This window comes from Richelia sinica FACHB-800, from assembly GCF_014698825.1.
Taxonomy (GTDB): Bacteria; Cyanobacteriota; Cyanobacteriia; order Cyanobacteriales; family Nostocaceae; genus FACHB-800.
Genome location: NZ_JACJTT010000003.1, coordinates 154,284 through 172,017 on the forward strand (window position 1 = coordinate 154,284; position 17,734 = coordinate 172,017).

11 protein-coding genes are annotated in these 17,734 nt (G+C 39.6%); 8 read left to right on the top strand and 3 right to left on the bottom strand.

Annotated elements, in window-relative coordinates; genetic code table 11:
- The first annotated feature begins 322 nt into the window (after positions 1-322).
- Positions 323-1,819, top strand: coding sequence for a family 10 glycosylhydrolase (locus tag H6G73_RS04185; protein WP_190601697.1), 1,497 nt, complete (start codon positions 323-325; stop codon positions 1,817-1,819).
- A gap of 2 nt (positions 1,820-1,821) precedes the next feature.
- Here the strand turns inward: H6G73_RS04185 and devC are convergent, their stop codons facing one another.
- Both devC and H6G73_RS04195 read right to left on the bottom strand, forming a co-directional pair.
- A complete protein-coding gene (gene devC / locus H6G73_RS04190; RefSeq protein WP_190601698.1) occupies positions 1,822-2,997 on the bottom strand; it encodes an ABC transporter permease DevC in 1,176 nt (391 codons plus the stop codon).
- 33 nt (positions 2,998-3,030) lie between these two features.
- A complete protein-coding gene (locus H6G73_RS04195) occupies positions 3,031-4,233 on the bottom strand; it encodes an ABC exporter membrane fusion protein (RefSeq protein WP_190601699.1) in 1,203 nt (400 codons plus the stop codon).
- 270 nt (positions 4,234-4,503) lie between these two features.
- On the opposite strand from H6G73_RS04195, the gene H6G73_RS04200 reads away from it, so the two are divergent.
- The 4 genes from H6G73_RS04200 (at position 4,504) to H6G73_RS04215 (ending at position 9,623) form a co-directional block, all read left to right on the top strand.
- Positions 4,504-7,569: a valine--tRNA ligase gene (locus tag H6G73_RS04200; protein ID WP_190601700.1), complete on the top strand. Its 3,066-nt coding sequence runs from the start codon at positions 4,504-4,506 to the stop codon at positions 7,567-7,569.
- Positions 7,570-7,776: 207 nt separating this feature from the next.
- On the top strand, positions 7,777-8,217 hold the full coding sequence (locus H6G73_RS04205) for a hypothetical protein (protein WP_190601701.1): 441 nt from the start codon (positions 7,777-7,779) through the stop codon (positions 8,215-8,217).
- Between the two features lie 216 nt (positions 8,218-8,433).
- Positions 8,434-8,793, top strand: a complete 360-nt coding sequence (locus H6G73_RS04210) for a YkgJ family cysteine cluster protein (RefSeq protein WP_190601702.1) — start codon at positions 8,434-8,436, stop codon at positions 8,791-8,793.
- Between the two features lie 35 nt (positions 8,794-8,828).
- On the top strand, positions 8,829-9,623 hold the full coding sequence (locus H6G73_RS04215) for a hypothetical protein (RefSeq protein ID WP_190601703.1): 795 nt from the start codon (positions 8,829-8,831) through the stop codon (positions 9,621-9,623).
- Positions 9,624-9,641: 18 nt separating this feature from the next.
- On the opposite strand, the gene H6G73_RS04220 is transcribed toward H6G73_RS04215, so the two are convergent.
- Positions 9,642-12,236 (bottom strand): CHAT domain-containing protein, encoded by a 2,595-nt coding sequence (locus tag H6G73_RS04220; RefSeq protein ID WP_190601704.1) that lies wholly within the window; start codon positions 12,234-12,236, stop codon positions 9,642-9,644.
- A gap of 408 nt (positions 12,237-12,644) precedes the next feature.
- On the opposite strand from H6G73_RS04220, the gene H6G73_RS04225 reads away from it, so the two are divergent.
- From H6G73_RS04225 to H6G73_RS04235, 3 genes are all read left to right on the top strand, one after another.
- Entirely contained in the window at positions 12,645-15,050 is a 2,406-nt protein-coding gene (locus H6G73_RS04225) for a GH116 family glycosyl hydrolase (RefSeq protein ID WP_190601705.1), read from the top strand.
- 184 nt (positions 15,051-15,234) lie between these two features.
- Positions 15,235-15,558, top strand: coding sequence for a colicin D domain-containing protein (locus H6G73_RS25075; protein ID WP_190601706.1), 324 nt, complete (start codon positions 15,235-15,237; stop codon positions 15,556-15,558).
- 126 nt (positions 15,559-15,684) lie between these two features.
- Positions 15,685-15,963 (top strand): colicin immunity domain-containing protein, encoded by a 279-nt coding sequence (locus H6G73_RS04235; protein ID WP_199317602.1) that lies wholly within the window; start codon positions 15,685-15,687, stop codon positions 15,961-15,963.
- Positions 15,964-17,734: the final 1,771 nt, after the last annotated feature.

Genomic DNA, 17,734 nt, shown 5'->3' on the forward strand with positions numbered 1-17,734 from the left:
TGCAGAATTTTTGAAGTTGAGAAATTCAATTTTGATTTCTGACTTCTTAATTCTTGAGATTGCGAATCTTCTGGCAGGCACAGCCTGCTTTTTATTGACATATAGTAGGAGATAGGTGACAGGGAACAGGTGACAGGTGACAGGTGACAGGTGACAGGTGACAGTGCTAAAAATCTTTGGATTTCTCAGTTTTAGTTTTAGTTGATGCCCTAACCGCATTATCTATAGCTATATTTAACAAAAAATCTAGTTTGCATAACATAAATACAAATAAATATACTGACTCAGCAAACCCTAATTGCTATAAAATCTACCCATTGATATGTTTGTAAATTTTTGGCAGTTGAAAAAAACTATATTATTTTGGCGAAAAATATTAGCTGTAACTCTTGTGAGCAGTTTAGTGATTCCTGGAACTGGAAATCAAAGAGTAATAGCGCAAACAATGGATTATTGCCAATTATCTTCATCAGTAATTCAAGAAAAAGAAAATTTAAGATTATCTGCACTCAGAGGCAATCAAGATGCAGAAAATCGCTATCAAAAACTTTTACAACAACATGCCCAGCAATTAGAAGTTTGTCGTCGGCAAACCTGGCCTCAAAATCAAGGTATTTGGTTGCGGTTATATCCCTGTGATGTTCAACCGGGAGCAGTTGATAAAATTCTCGATCATATTGTCAATAAAGGCTACAACCAAGTTTATTTAGAGGTCTTTTACGATGGACAGGTTTTGCTACCAGTAGCTAATAATCGTACACCTTGGCCCTCTGTCATTCGCACTCCTGGTGCAGAAAAAGTAGACTTACTGGCAACCACAATTCAAAAAGGTCGAGAACGGGGGTTGAAAGTGTATGCGTGGATGTTTACTATTAATTTTGGCTATACCTACGCACAACGCCAAGATAGAGAACAAGCGATCGCTCGCAATGGTAAAGGTCAAACTAGCCTATATGTTGTCGATGATGGGGCACAAGTCTTTATTGACCCCTACAATAACCAAGCCAAAACCGACTACTACCTGATGGTGCAGGAAGTAGTACGTCGTCGTCCTGATGGCATTTTGTTTGACTATGTGCGTTTTCCCCGTCAATCTGGTACTGATTCCATCGCTACAAAAGTTTCAGATTTATGGCTATTTACCCCCGCAAGTCAGGAAGCTTTATTCCGACGCGCTCAAAATAGTAAAGGATTAGAGTTAATTCAGCGTTTTATCCGCAAAGGATATATCACTGCGGGTGACATTGTTGAAGTTGATAAACTTTATCCCCAAGAAGATGAACCACTGTGGCAAGGTCGCATTGTCCCCAGCGAGAAATCACTTTTAACTCCCACCCAGAAACAACCAATTTTGCAAACAGAGTTATGGTTCTTGGCTGTTGCTCATGCCATGCAAGGTATTTTAGATTTTGTCGCTATTGCTAGTTATCCAGCCCAACAACAACGTATTCCCTCTGGAGTGGTGTTTTTCCCAGAAGGAAACCAGACCTTTGGACAGGGTTATGATTCTCGTTTGCAACCTTGGGATCGCTTTCCCAATACTTTAGAATGGCATCCCATGTCCTACGCAACTTGCGGTAATGCTAATTGTATTGCAGCGCAAGTGCAACGGGTGTTGAGTACAGCTAAACCAGGGACGCAGGTTATTCCAGCTTTAGCAGGGAAATGGGGAGAACCTATGAGTAATCGCCCTTCCCTAGAAACGCAAATGCAAGCACTCAAACAGTTTTCTTCACAAATCTCAGGAGTCAGTCATTTTGCTTACTCTTGGCAACATCCAGAACATGATAGCGATCGCAAATTTTGTAATGCGCGTTAGGGTCAATCAAAAATATCGGCTGGATCAACAGCGCGCAATTTATTGAGAGCGATCGCCCCAGAGATAAAACACATAACAAAGGTTAAAATTAAAATCAAACCGGAGCGCGTAGACTCCATTTTAATAGGTAATAAAGTTGCACCTCTGGCGATTTTATATAAAATTGAAGCAATGAATAATCCTGGTATATAGCCAAAAAATGCTAATATTAAAGCTTGTTTTAAAATATGGTTGATGAGATATCTTTGAGTATAACCAATAGCTTTTAATGTTGCATATTCGGAAAGATTATCTGACACATTAGTATAGAGAATTTGATACACAAAAACTATTCCTACTATTAAGCCCATCCCTACACCCAAATCAAAAATAAAGCCAATGGCTGTACTATTCATCCAATAGGCTTTTTCAAATTCAATTAATTCTAACTTAGAAAACACTCGCACATCATCAGGCAAATATTTTTGAATTTTTTGTTTGAATAAATCAATGTTTGTGCCTGGTTTAACTTTAATCATGCCTAAATCAATTTCATTTGACTGGCGTTGAGAGAAAATTCTCAAGAAATTCACATCACTAGTCATCAAATTGCCATCGACACCAAAGGAAGTCCCTAACTCAAATAAGCCAATGGTGCTAATAGCGCGAATACCTGTAGCACGGTTATCTATTTCTGTCTGGACTAATCCATATTGATGAAATGACTGTGCTACTTCTCCGAATTCTGGACGGGAATTTTTATCAAACAACACTACATCAGGATTTTGCAAATTTTGTTGATAAAGTTGTAATCCCACTAGGTCAAATACTGGATACTTTATTTCAAAGCCAATGATATGAATATTCCGCCAATAAATGGGATTTTGAGGATTTTTCCACTGAGCAAAGCCTAAATAAATGGGAGTGACAAATTCTACTTCTGGAAAAGCTAAAGTTTGATATAAACGTCGGGAAGAAAAACTTAGCATCGCAATTAAGGAAGTAGAACGAGGACTAATTAAAAAAATATCTCCCTGTAAACTGGTATGTAGCCTCACCGCACTATCAAACAATGCAGACCGAAAGCCAAGCTGCATAAACATCAGCACTACAGCAAAACTAATCCCGGCAATCCCTACTAATAATCGATTTTTTTCATATTTAAGTTGTAGCCAAGCAATTGGTATTTTAAAAATCATCTTGCATAGCGTGAGTACAAACCTGATTTTCAGCTAAGGAGAATTCCCTGTATTAATAATAATATTGACCTTTAAATTAGTTAGTCGGGAAACTAGACGACTATCTGCATGATTTAAGCGGATTTTTACTTCCACAACTCTAGCATCAACATCAGCAGCGGGGTCGGTGCCCAGCACATCTTTTTTACCAATTTGTAAACCAATTTCGTCTACAACTCCCCCTAACTTGTGTGGAAATCCTGCGGCTGTAACTACTGCTGATTGTCCCAAATCAACTTGATTAATATCAGTTTCATAAACTTCAGCGATCGCATACATTTGTTGCGTTTGCCCAATTTCCACAATGCCACGACTACTGACCAGTTCTCCAGGGTAAGTATGAATTTTTAACACTTGTCCAGCTTGGGGCGATCGCACATAGGCTAAATAGAGATTTGCTTGGGACTGCACCACATTACTCATGGCTTCTTCTAGTTGGGCTTGGGCTACAGCTACATCTGTAGGTCGCACTTCAGCAATTTCCTCGAAAGTGGCTTTGGCTTCCCGCAATTGTTGATTTAAAGTGGTGCGTGTGCGGTGGAGATTAAATTGAGCAGCTTGTAATTGCTGATTGATAGTTTTTGCCCCTAAACACCGATTGTCATGCTCAAAAGCCGAAATAGCCCCATTTCTATATAAGTTTTGATACCGTCTGCACTCAGCTTGAGCATTTTGTAACTCTGTTTTTAAGCGGTCAATACTAGCTGTTTGGGTTGCCATTTGACCTGATAATTCAGCTTGAATTTGTTGGATAGTCGCAAATTGAGCCTGGAGAGTTCCTTTTTTAGCACCAGCTTTGACCTGTACAAGTTGAGCTTGGGCTACCTTCATTTGTTTGATACTGCGGTTTACAGAAGCTTGCAAGCGATCGCGACTGTCTAAAATGGCAATTACTTGTCCTGCCTTGACTTGATATCCCAATTTTACCAATAACTTTTCTACTCTTGCCCCTTCCATAAAAGCAGGTGCAGATAAGTGAATCACTTCTCCTTGGGGGGCCAAACGCCCCAAAGCAGATACAGAATTTTTATTAGCTATGGGAGAAGTAGGCAAAGAATTGAGTTGAGAATTGGAGTAACGGAAAAACTTAGCAGCAATCACAACACTAGTGACTGAAGAGATAGTTGCCACTAAAACCATGATACTTAACCATTTTAATTGTCTTCTTGTGGGCTTAAAAAATACTTGGTTATTCATTAGCCATGATTTAAATCAGCAGCAAGAGCAAGAAAAGTGTGATTACCATTTGCTAAAATCATACTCACCTAAGTGCAGCAGTTGGTTCAGACACAATCTTTCTTCATTTTGAATGTTGTGTCTTTGTGAGAGGATTTACGCCTACAACAAACTATGTCAACGTTAAGTATTACCTTGTTGTAGGTAAAGGGGAAATTTGATTTGATTAAATCCCCTTCCAAACCCTGTGGCAAAATTTATTAGAGTCAAACCACACTTTATTTTCCCAGCATGACCGCAACTATACCGAATCTCCCTAGTATTTATGATCCCTTTACCACTGAAGCTAAGTGGCAACAATTCTGGGAAGAAAATCAAGTTTACAAAGCTGACCCTAACCACAAGGGTGAACCCTACTGCGTTGTGATTCCACCCCCCAATGTCACAGGCAGTTTGCACATGGGTCATGCCTTTGAAAGTGCGTTAATTGATTCCCTGGTACGTTATCAACGGATGAAAGGACGTAATACCCTCTGGCTACCGGGAACAGACCATGCCAGCATTGCCGTGCAAACCATCCTAGAAAAGCAACTCAAAGCCGAGGGTAAAACTCGCAACGACCTGGGACGGGAAAAATTTCTAGAACGGGCTTGGCAGTGGAAAGCAGAGTCCGGGGGAACTATTGTGAATCAATTACGGCGGTTAGGAGTATCCGTAGATTGGTCACGGGAACGCTTTACCTTAGATGAAGGTTTATCAAAGGCTGTTTTAGAAGCATTTATTCGTCTCTATGAAGAAGGGCTAATTTATCGCGGTAACTATTTGGTTAACTGGTGTCCAGCTTCCCAGTCTGCGGTATCTGATTTGGAAGTAGAACCCAAGGAAGTTAATGGCAATCTCTGGCATTTCCGTTATCCGTTATCTGATGGTTCTGGTTATGTAGAAGTGGCAACGACTCGACCAGAAACCATGTTGGGTGATACCGCAGTAGCTGTTAACCCCAATGATGAAAGATATCAACATCTAATTGGTAAAACATTGACATTACCAATTATGAATCGGGAAATTCCCATTATTGGTGACGAATTAGTTGACCCCACCTTTGGTACAGGTTGTGTGAAGGTAACTCCAGCCCACGACCCCAATGATTTTGAAATGGGTAAACGTCACGATCTGCCCTTTATCAATATCATGAATAAAGACGGCACCATCAATGACAATGGGGGTGAATTTCAAGGACAAGACCGCTTTGTGGCTAGAAAAAATGTGGTCGCGCGTCTGGAAGCTGATGGGGTATTGGTAAAAGTAGAGGAATATAAACATACAGTACCTTATAGCGATCGCGGTAAAGTCCCCGTTGAACCCCTCCTGTCTACCCAGTGGTTCGTGAAAATTCGTCCCCTCGCTGACAAAACCCTAGATTTTCTTGATCACAACAACTCCCCCGAATTTGTCCCCCAACGCTGGACGAAAGTTTATCGCGATTGGTTAGTAAATCTGCGTGACTGGTGTATTTCTCGTCAATTATGGTGGGGTCATCAAATTCCCGCTTGGTATGCTGTCAGCGAAACTAATGGGGAAATTACCGACGCAACACCCCATTTTGTCGCCCGTACAGCAGCCGAAGCCTTAGAAAAAGCTCAAGCCCAATTCGGGGCAGATGTGCAGTTAGAACAAGACCCCGATGTTTTAGATACTTGGTTTTCCTCTGGTTTGTGGCCCTTCTCTACCTTAGGCTGGCCAGAACAAACCCCAGATTTAACTACTTACTACCCCACCACCACCTTAGTTACAGGCTTTGACATTATCTTTTTCTGGGTTGCCAGAATGACCATGATGGCAGGTCATTTCACCGGACAAATGCCCTTCAAAACTGTTTATATTCACGGTTTAGTCAGGGACGAAAATAATAAGAAAATGTCAAAATCAGCTAATAATGGTATTGACCCATTGTTACTGATTGCTAAATATGGAACTGATGCCCTGCGCTATACGTTGGTGAAGGAAGTTGCAGGGGCTGGTCAAGATATCCGCCTCGAATATGACCGGAAAAAAGACGAATCATCTTCAGTAGAAGCTGCCCGCAACTTTGCTAATAAACTGTGGAATGCGGCCCGGTTCGTGATGATGAATTTGGATGGACAAACTCCAGCCCAATTAGGTCAACCAATCGCCACAGAATTGAGTGATAAATGGATTATTTCCCGTTATCATCAAGTCATTAAACAAACCAATAATTACATTGATAATTATGGGTTAGGAGAAGCAGCCAAAGGACTTTACGAATTTATTTGGGGCGATTTCTGCGACTGGTACATTGAATTAGTTAAATCCAGATTGCAAAAAGATGCAGACCCCGCCTCTCGAAAAGTTGCCCAACAAATTCTCGCTACAGTGCTGGAAGGAATCTTAAAGTTACTCCATCCTTTCATGCCCCATATTACGGAAGAAATTTGGCAAACTCTCACCCAACAACCAGAATCAGGTAAAGAAACTCTCGCTTTACAAGCTTATCCAGAAGTTGCAGAAAGTCTCATTGATACAGGATTAGAAGAACAATTTGATTTGTTAATTAATACAATCCGTACTATTCGCAACTTACGGGCTGAGGCAGATGTGAAACCAGGGGTAAAAATTACCGCTAATTTGCAAAGTGAAAGTGAAAAAGAAAGATTAATTATCACTGCTGGTAAGTCCTATATTCAAGACTTAGCCAAAGTGGAAACCTTAACCATTACTGCCACTTCACCTGAAGAAAAAATCCAGCCTGAACCAACTCAATCAACCCAACCAACTCAACCAGTTACTAAGAAAAATATCTGGGGCGGTTTAAAGACCTTTGGATTAATTATTGGTGGACTTATTGCCCTGAGAATAGGGATCATTATCGGCAATGCTGGCTTGCGTTTACCCATTGTGGGAACTTTCTTTGAAACAGTTGGTCTGGTTTATGCAGGTTGGTTTACTGCCCGGAACTTGCTCACACCAGCATCAAGAAAACAGTTTTTTGGTAAGTGGTTTCCGCCAAAAAATGAGCAGAAAGTAGAAATAGAACCACAATCAGCACCGCTACCAACACCGACCCAGGAAAAAGAAAATTCCATTGCTGGTGTTGTAGGTACTATTCAGGTAGTGATACCTTTACAGGGTGTAGTCGATATTGATGCTCTCCGGGCCAAGCTAGAGAAAAGTCTCAGTAAAGTGGAAGCGGAAGCTAAATCCCTGAGTGGGAGATTAAGTAATTCTAACTTTGTCGATAAAGCCCCTGCTGATGTCGTGCAAGGGGTGAGAGATACCTTAGCGGAAGCGGAAAAACAAGCGGAGATTTTGCGCGATCGCTTGCGTAGTTTAGCATAAACCCCATGGGTAATGGGAAAACCATCTATTCCCACTTACCCATTTTCAATTTATAGCTGTAGACAAGACAGTTAGGACATTAACTACAACTAAAACTTAGACACAAAAAGGCTTGTAGCACTGTCACCTGTCACCTGTCATCTGTCCCCTGCTATAGATAATTTTTTAACTTTTAATACTTAATTTTCTATTTGGAGCGAAGCCACAATGTTATATCTCGCCCAGGTACGTAAAAACGACTTTTTAGATCAATATGAATTGCGTCTATTAGCTCGTCAAGAAGAAGAACATCTTTGGGTGTTAATTACAGAAGAAAGTTTGATTCTTCTGGGTAAAGGCAACACCATGAGCGATAATTTATTAGTATTACTAGAATTATCTGCCACAGGAGAAATCGAAAAAATTGAAGATGCTACCAATTGGGTACTTTATCTAGTCAAAACCTATCTTTCTACAGGTATTACTCCTGACTTTTTACAAGAAGAAACAGAACGGGCAGAACAGTGGCGGCAAAATTTGACATTACAAAATCAAGACTTAGCGCGTCGTACCCTAGAATTAGAAGCTCGAAGGGAGCAAATTCAAGCCTTAGAAGAAACTTTGAAAAAAGAAAGAAACGGTCTATGTCAAGATAATAGAGATAGCTAAAATTAATTAGAAATTAAAAAACTCAATTTTATCAAGTGTATAAATTTGTATATTTTAGACATTCCATCCGCACATTTCTCAAAGGTTTTTGCAAACTGCATATTTTATATCTGGAGATTTCTCAAGTGTTAGACAAATGGATAGAATCAGTGACGATAGGTTTCCCTGTTCGTGAAATGCTATAAAATGACAGGAAGTTAATAGAAGGGTGTAAAAATGGCTACTTGGCAATGTGTAAAACAATGTGGCGCTTGCTGCCATCTTGATCCCGCAGACCGTCCAGATTTGGAAGAGTATCTTTTACCAGAGGAATTAGGACTTTATCTGAGTATGGTGGGTGAGGATGGATGGTGTATTAATTTTGACCATATTTCCAGAGAATGTCGCATTTATGATCAACGTCCTCGATTCTGTCGTGTGGAAGTAGAGACATTTCAGGACATGTATGGAATTGAACCAGAAGAATTGAACGATTTTGCCATTGACTGCTGTCGTCAGCAAATTGAGGGGGTATATGGCGATCGCAGTTTAGAAATGTTGCGCTTTGATCAAGCTGTTGGATATATACCCATATAGTGTAAATTTATCACTCCTGGGATTCTGAAGTATTTATGAATTTACACCAAGTTATTACTGAACAGCTAAAGCAACTACTGGATAAAAATACCCCTTCCGTTGAAAGTTTGAACAACGCCTTGCGAATCTTGGCAAAACATCGCTCCCACTTATTGCAAAATACCCTGATTCAACAATACGGACTAACTGTACAACAAGGTCTGTTTCAAGGCATGGAGTTTCTCCCCAATTGTGCAGAAGGGTGTTACATTCCCAAACTACTGGGGTGCTATGAAGTAGAATTGCAACCTTATTTCCAAGAAGTGAGCCAACGCCCCTATGAAGTGATTATCAATGTAGGAGCAGCAGAAGGATATTATGCAGTAGGTTTAGCACGGCTAATGCCCCAGGTCAAAGTTTTTGCTTACGATACTAATCAAAATGCCCATCCCGTTTGTCGTCAATTAGCAGAGAAGAATGGAGTCAGCGATCGCATTGTGATTGGTGGTACACTCCAACCAGAAGAGTTTCAGAGTTTTGCTAATTATAAAACCCTGGTTTTATGTGACATTGAAGGTGGGGAAGCTCATCTCTTAGACCCAGCCAAGGCACCAGATTTAGCGAAAATGGATATGATCGTGGAACTACATGAGGGCTTTGCGCCTAATGTCTCTCAACTAATTATTGAGCGGTTTCGGGCTACCCATAATATTACCTTTGTCACCCATCAGGGACGGAATATTAATCTACCACCCTTACTACATGGATTAGGACACCTGGATCAACTTCTGGCAGTATGGGAATGGCGTTCCTTCCCTACTCCTTGGGCAGTGATGTGGGCAAAAAACTGAAGAATAAAAGTTGCAATTTTACAGCCAATTCCCCACTAAGACAAAGGGAGACCAATAGAAAGGATGTTTGAATTTAGGCTGTTTAAGTAACTTTAATTGAGCCATTCTCACTGCTTCCGCTTTGGTTAACTTAGATTTGGATAGTTGGGTGTAAAACTCAACCATAAATTCAGAGGTAGATTCGTCGTCAACAGGCCAAAGGGAGGCTAGGGTGCTTCTGGCACCTGACCTGACTGCTACCCCTGCTAGTCCCAGAGGGGCGCGTTTATCTCCTTTAGCGGTTTGACAAGCACTAAGAACCAATAATTCTATGGGTGTGCGGCTGTTTTGGTCTCTTGATTGGAGTAATTGACCTAAATCTTTGACATTGAGACGGTCATCCCAGGTAAGAATAAAGGTATCTTGGGCTTTGGAGCTAAATTGTCCGTGGGTTGCTAGGTGAACGATGGGGAAGGGTGTGGTACGGATGAGGTTTTGGATGTCTGTACTGGTGAAGGTTTGATTTAAGAGCAATTTGGAGGGGATTTCGGCGTTGATGCCTTTGACTTCCACATTGACTCCAGGAAGGGCAGAAAAGCCCTGTCTAGCCTCGCTAATGCCACCAATTAACATGGTGAGTGGTTGTCTTTGGATGGGTTGGGGAGCAAGGAGTTGTAGTCCTGGGGTTTGAGCAATGCTATATTTCTCTACCAGATATTGCTGACCATCGTACAATGCGGCCATGGGCAGGTTTTTCATCAATCCGTCGAGAATGAAGACGAGGGTTTTGATTTGATTTTTAGCTAGTTCGGCCTCTGATGGTTGGATGAGTAAATCATAAATTTGTTTAGCGATCGCTAATCTTGCTCTTTGACCTGTAGCAGGTCTGAGGGAAGACCGCATTTTCTCGATGATTTTTTCGATTTCCGTCTGAGAAATGAAGGTCGTATGATGATGTAAGGGGCGATCGCTCAGAGAAAAAATTACTTCCAGGCGATCGCTGAGAATAATCGGGTAAATAATCGCTGCTTGGGAGTCTACTTGGTCTATTTTGGCAACGCGACCAGTTAAACAAGCCTCTTGGAAGTAATTATCCAATTCGGCCAATTTCAAGGCTTCTATCACGTCCCTAGCTTTGTTTAAATTGGATTGACTGACCTGTGCTGTTTTGGGTGATTGTAGCAGTAAGGCCACCAACTCTCGATAAACAGGTTCGACGCTATCTCGGAAGGACAGTTGAATATTGGTATTAGCTGCAATGAGGTCGTTACGAATATCAGTTAAGGTTTTCACCGCACTGTCATAGAACTCTATAGCTGACTGGGTGTTACCAGTGGCTTGAGAAATTCTTCCTAGTTGCCATTGCCAAAGATAAGATACATCTGCGGCATTGCTAATTTTGGCTAAGATTAAGGCTTTTTCTGTCAACTCTTGGGCTTGGGGCCATTGCCGAGTTTGTTCATACATGCTACCCAAATAACCAAGGGCATAGGATTCTGCCCTTTGATCACCGATAGTTTTTGCCTGTTGAATAGCAAGGGCTAAAGTTTTTGCTGCTAGCTGGTCATAAACAGATTTTTGGTGGACGGAAATCTTTTGCAAGCTTTGAACAAAGTTTACCTGGGCATAAATATGGGGACGACTGGGTGTGAGATTTTGGATTTGCGGTGCGATTTGAGTAATTAAAGTCTCCGTTTTTGACCATTGTTTAGTGTCTGCTAACAACCGTAATAAATTCAGTTGGGCTTGAAGTTTGATCTGGGCTGCGGGAGATTGGGATATGGCTTGTTGATAGTAATCTTGGGCAGCTTTCATATCTTGCCGAAAAAAGGCTATGTTACCTAGACTGAGGAGTGCTAAGGTAATGTGGTCTGGGGAATTGAATTTTTGAGCGATCGCTAAACTTTTTTGCAGACTTTCAGAAGCGGTATTCAGATCCCCCATGACTCGGAGAGTGTCGCCTAAATTCAATAAACTAATGGCTTTGAAGATAGAATCTGGTTGAGTTTCCAGGTTTTGATTAACTGTTTCTAATATCTTGCGAGAACGAGGATACAATCCCATCACCCTCAAAGCCTGACTTTGATTGAGTAAGGTGCGGTTAATTTCCCCTTGTTGACCGAGTTGAGTATAAATATCAACTGCCTGTTGCCAAGTAGCAAATGCTGCTTCTGCTTGTCCTTGAGCCAGTTGTAAATTACCTTGAATATTTAAGGCTTGAGCGAGAAGATTTTCAATGTCTTTGTTTGGTGATTTGGCTGCTTTGAGCAAATCCAAACTTGCTGATAATGTTTGATTTGCCTGTGGCCATTGACCTAATTGTTGGTGTGCTAAGGCTAAATTGCTGAGGACGGCAGCTTGGTTAACAAAATCACCTGATTTCGCGAGTATTACTGATGCTTGCTGCCACAGGGCGATCGCTTCAGCAAATTGCCCAGATTGATAACGCTGCTTCCCTGCTGATACTAACTCAGTGGGCGTTGATGCTAATTGAAGCTGTGCTTGTGTGGTCTTACCTGGTGTTTCCACAGCCACTGCTAGACTTGTCCATGGTCTGTTATTTACCAAAGGGGGAAATAAAGTCAATAAGGTCAAAAATAGTCCTAAACAAAAATATTGCCAATATTTAACCATTTGGTAATTTTTCCTTTCACCCAAACGATGGTATAGACAATTCCACAGTCTACATGTTAATGGATTAGAAGCATTTTAAGTTAAAATTATACACCATTTCCCAAGGTTGTAAATTTCGTATATATACATATATATTTTGCAATTTTCCCGAATTTTGTCTCTTACTTTCAAAGCATATATAAAGTTTTTTATGAATTGGTTTACAATTTAAATAAATAGTCATATTTTTCTCAATCATACTGTTTTTAACCGCCAAGCCAATAATTAATAGTAATTTCCAAAACTAAATAACCTCAGCATTTTTAATCACACAGTCCCAATGGAGATTAGAAAAGATTCTGAACATGACTTGAGAAAAATCACACATCGCGCTAGTCTTCATTAGCGTCAACCTGTGATACTCAAACCATGACAATTCAAACGCAAATACCCTCATGTACCTGGAACCGTCCCATTGGTTTAGGTTGGGATAAACCCTACACTGTCCGCTATGCTAGTAATGTTGATGATGGCCCTTGGCACGGAATGCCTTTAGGTGGCTTTGGAGCAGGTTGTATCGGTCGTTCTTCACGGGGAGATTTTAATTTTTGGCATATTGATGGAGGTGAACATGTATTTAAAAATGTTCCTGCTTGTCAATTTAGTGTATTTGAGTCTGGGAATAATGCCACCCAAGCTTATGCTTTATGTACTCAACCACCAGCAGATGGCAGTTTAAAATCTTGGCAGTGGTATCAAAATATTTCTATAGATAATTCACAAAATATAGGCACTTATCATGCGCTTTATCCCCGCAGTTGGTTTGTGTATGAAAATGTTTTGCAAACGCAATTAACTTGTGAGCAATTTTCTCCAATTTGGGCAAATAACTATCAAGAAACTAGTTACCCTGTGGCTGTTTTTTTGTGGAAAGCACATAATCCAACCCATGCACCTATTACCATCAGCATTATGCTGACTTGGGAAAATATGACTGGTTGGTTTACTAATGCTTTGAAATCTCCAGAAGTAAAGTTTAGGGATGATGGGAGTCCAGTGTATGAATATCGGCCCTATTGGGGAGAAAGTGCAGGTAACTATAATTGGTTAGCTGAAGATAATCAATATGTGGGTTGTGTTTTAGGTCAAGTTTCTAGAGGTGAAACGGTCGAAGAAGGGGATGGAAGTTGGTGTATTGCTACACTCAAAGACCCACGAGTAGAAATATTTCATCATTCCCGGTTTAATGCGGTAGGAAATGGGGAGGATGTTTGGCAAAGTTTTAGTCAAGATGGTTCTTTACCTAATTATCAAGATGAAAGTCCAGCAGATGAAAATACCCGTTTAGGTGCTGCGGTTGCGGTGCGCTTTACTTTGCAACCGGGGGAAACTTTAGAGGTTCCCTTTGTCCTCAGTTGGGATTTTCCGGTGACAGAGTTTGCACAAGGGGTGAAATATTACCGCAGATATACAGACTTTTTTGGTTGTAATGGTGAAAATGCTTGGCAGATTGCGACCCATGCTCTTAAAGAATATCAAAATTGGCGATCGCATATCCAATCCTGGCAAGCACCTATTCTCAACCGAGAGGACTTACCAGACTGGTTCAAAATGGCTTTATTTAATGAACTCTACGACTTAACCAGTGGGGGAACTCTCTGGAGTGCTGCGACAGAAATCGATCCTGTGGGTCAATTTGCAGTATTAGAGTGTTTAGATTACCGTTGGTATGAAAGTTTAGATGTGCGGTTATACGGTTCCTTCGCACTGTTGATGTTATTCCCAGAATTGGAAAAGGCCGTTATTCGCGCATTTGCTAGGGCTATACCTGAAAACGATGATAGAACCAGAATCATCGGTTACTATTTAGTTATCAATGCCGAAAGTCCTATGGCATTCCGCAAAGTTGCCGGTGCTACACCCCATGATTTAGGTGCACCCAATGAGCATGTATGGCAACAAACCAACTATACTGCTTATCAAGATTGCAATCAGTGGAAAGATTTAGGTTGTGACTTTGTTTTGCAGGTATATCGAGACTTTCTCTTGACTGGTGGGGATGATGTGGAGTTTTTGGCAGATTGTTGGGATGGAATTGTCTTAACTCTAGATTATCTGAAAAAATTCGATTTAGATGGGGATAGTATACCGGAAAATTCCGGTGCACCAGACCAAACCTTTGATGACTGGAGGTTAAATGGTGTCAGTGCTTATTGTGGAGGGTTGTGGTTAGCAGCTTTAGAAAGTGCGATCGCTATTTGTGATATTTTGCAAGATATCAGAGATACACAAACCCAAAAATCTATTTATCAAAGTTGGTTACAGCAAGGAAAACCAATTTATCAAGAGAAACTGTGGAATGGTAAATATTACCGCTTAGATAGTGAAAGTGGTTCAGATGTGGTCATGGCAGATCAATTGTGTGGTCAATTTTACGCCAGACTTTTGGGACTACCAGATATTGTACCAAGCGATCGGGCCCTCTTAGCCTTAAACACCATTTATGATGCCTGTTTCCTCAAATTCTATGACGGTCAATTCGGTGCTGCTAACGGAGTGCTTCCCGACGGTTCCCCAGAAAACCCCAAAGCAACCCATCCCCTAGAAGTTTGGACAGGTATCAACTTTGGGTTAGCAGCTTTTTTAACCCAAATGGACATGAAACAAGAGGCAATGCAGCTAACTCAAGCGGTTGTAGAGCAAATTTACAACAACGGGTTACAATTCCGCACTCCCGAAGCCATTACCCCTGCTGGAACCTTTCGCGCTAGCGTTTATCTACGGGCCATGGCAATTTGGGCCATTTATCTAGTCATATCATCTGCTACTAAATAAAGGCTACTTTCACAGTCAAAAACCTCAATGGTGTATGTTGGGTTGAACCAAGAAAACCCAACATCATCAATACTTTTGTTGATTTTCCCTATTGCTTAACCTAACCTTATTTCTTGTTAACTGAATTGACAAATAATCAATAAATTGATATTGTTATAAAAATTATATAAAACACTATATTTAAATGACAGTAAAAACTAAATATATTACCTACCCAGGAAAGCAGCTTCTGAAGAAGTTCAAGCACGCTAGTGATTTTGGGGTACTAGGCGATTGTAACAGTCAGAACATATCTGAATGGGAGAATGCTCTAGAAACTCATATGCTAAGTGATGACATTAAAGAGATCAGAGGTACTTTCCGTGGGAAACCTGTTATACACTACTTTAACCCCACTACTAGGTTGAATGTCGTCTGCAATGAAAATAACACTTTCATAAGTGGGTGGAAACTCTCTTGTCCACAAGTGGAAGCACTTCTCACAACAGGGAATCTTGGGGGTGGTTAATATCAACAGCTTGAAATGTTAATTTGAAGATGGGGGAAATTCCCTCATCTTTATGAAAGATAGATGTTTCTGATACCGTTTATTTATGAAGCTGTGCTTAATTTATATAATCCTTATACTAAAACTATGAGCATAAATGTATATATAAATTTGATAAAAGATTTTGTATCAAGAACAATTAGTGCTAATGAGTTTGAGAAGAAGTTTATCCAGATGTTTAAAGTTGAAAATAATTTTTCTTCTAAAAAACAATTCAATATTTTAGATAAATTGTTCGCTGATGTAGATGCGTACTGTAGCGATTCCGATTTAATTGAAGACCCTGAATTTGATATTACTGAAGAAGAATTAAGATTATCAGCTAAAGAAGCACTGAATCAATTAGAAGAATTGGCCAGTGTATAAATTCAATAATATAGAGTTTGATGAAATTTCTATCAGGAATTACGCATAGGCTACGAAAAATATGGGTTTGAGATTGCTTCCCTACGTTCGGAATGACGAAAACAGGTTAATCTTGCGTAAGTCCTACTCTATAAAACGCTACGGTAAACTAATATCAATTCCGGTTACAACAGTATTATTCCCTGATTTAAATTTTTCGTAGGGGTTTACTATGGGCAAACCCTTCACCAATTAAATTGAAATGGGATGAAAAAATTCAGAATTTATTTATATTTTTAAAGCTAAAAAGTATTTTCTGTAACAGAACTATATCAGATAATACCCTTTTCAATTTTCTTGACTAGTTGTTTCCGGAAGACAGAAAAAAAATTAGTAATTGTAAGAGTTGAAATATTTAAACTTCCAACTCGTGTTTTCAATTATGCTCCTGTTGCCATCTGTAATGCGAAAGTTAATATTCAACATTCACCCATTACCTGTAGTCAGGATACTAAGAATGTTGTGCTTGCGTTTGTATGTCAACTTGAGATTATGAATGAGTTTATAGCTGAGAGTTAAACAGAGACACAGGGACTAAAGAAGTAGAATGTTTCCCTCATCCTTCCTGACTGCGAGTTAAGTGATTTGATAAATTTGAGGATGAATCTTTCCAGACGCAACTCTTGGCAAAACAAATTTTTCAGTTATATAATAAGCCTTTACCGTTTAGGATCATGAGTGAAGTTGTGTAATCACAACTATCAAGGTTGTTCTGATTGTGTTGTTCTGAAATTGTTGAAGAGATAGCTGATAGTTTATGGGTCTGGATCAAGGTCGGATTTATAATATAGCGTCTGATTGGTCGAGTGTCAAGGGACGTATTCAGATATTTCAAAAACGCAGTTATCGGGTATATATTTATAATTTTTAAATATTGACATCCTATGTACTTGCTATTGTTTCAGATTGATACTTTGACTTTATGTCATGACCGCTGGAGATAAATTTCTGACATTAAGTTATGTATGCAGATAAAAATGAAAAATTAGCCAATACATTTTGAGTTTCTTAATTAAGATTCATGATTTGCTATAGATAAATAGAGTTAATTATTCGTAAATTTAGAAATACTACTAATAAAGATGCTTTTTTAGCAACGAATTAAGAATTTTCAAATTAATATCATAGTTATTTTTTGCTGAATCTAGTAGACATAAATCACAGATGATTGATACGACGTGGTTTTTGCCGAAATATTTTGACATATTTACAGATTGTTAAATAAATATATCGCTCTACTCAATCATTAGTCTTTAACTACCTGTTCAGATGTTGAATGGCTAGGGTTGATTGTCCTACACACACTAAATCCACAACAGCCGTATGTCAGGGAATTGTCAGGGTTGTAATTAACTGGTTACACCATCCACTTGTCGTAAAAAATGTCTAGATAAAAATGTTTTGACAATAGTCAAAAAAATGATATAAATTATGACTAGCAGCACCCCAATTTATAAATTAATTAAGATAGTAAATGAGGGGTATTACCCCTCATTTATTGACAAATAAGGGACAAAAATAAAAGCTGCACAACATATCAGTAAATGTCTAGGGGAGGTCAGGAAATTTAACTTGCTAAAATACTAATTAAGCAGATGACATTAGAGATAAAAAATAGTATAAATAATAATGTAACTCTTGAGATTCATATTTGAATCATCTTCTAAAATCCATACATGTCTCAGATATTTGATTTGACAAAATCTCAGCTTGTTTGGCAAGAAGTTATACA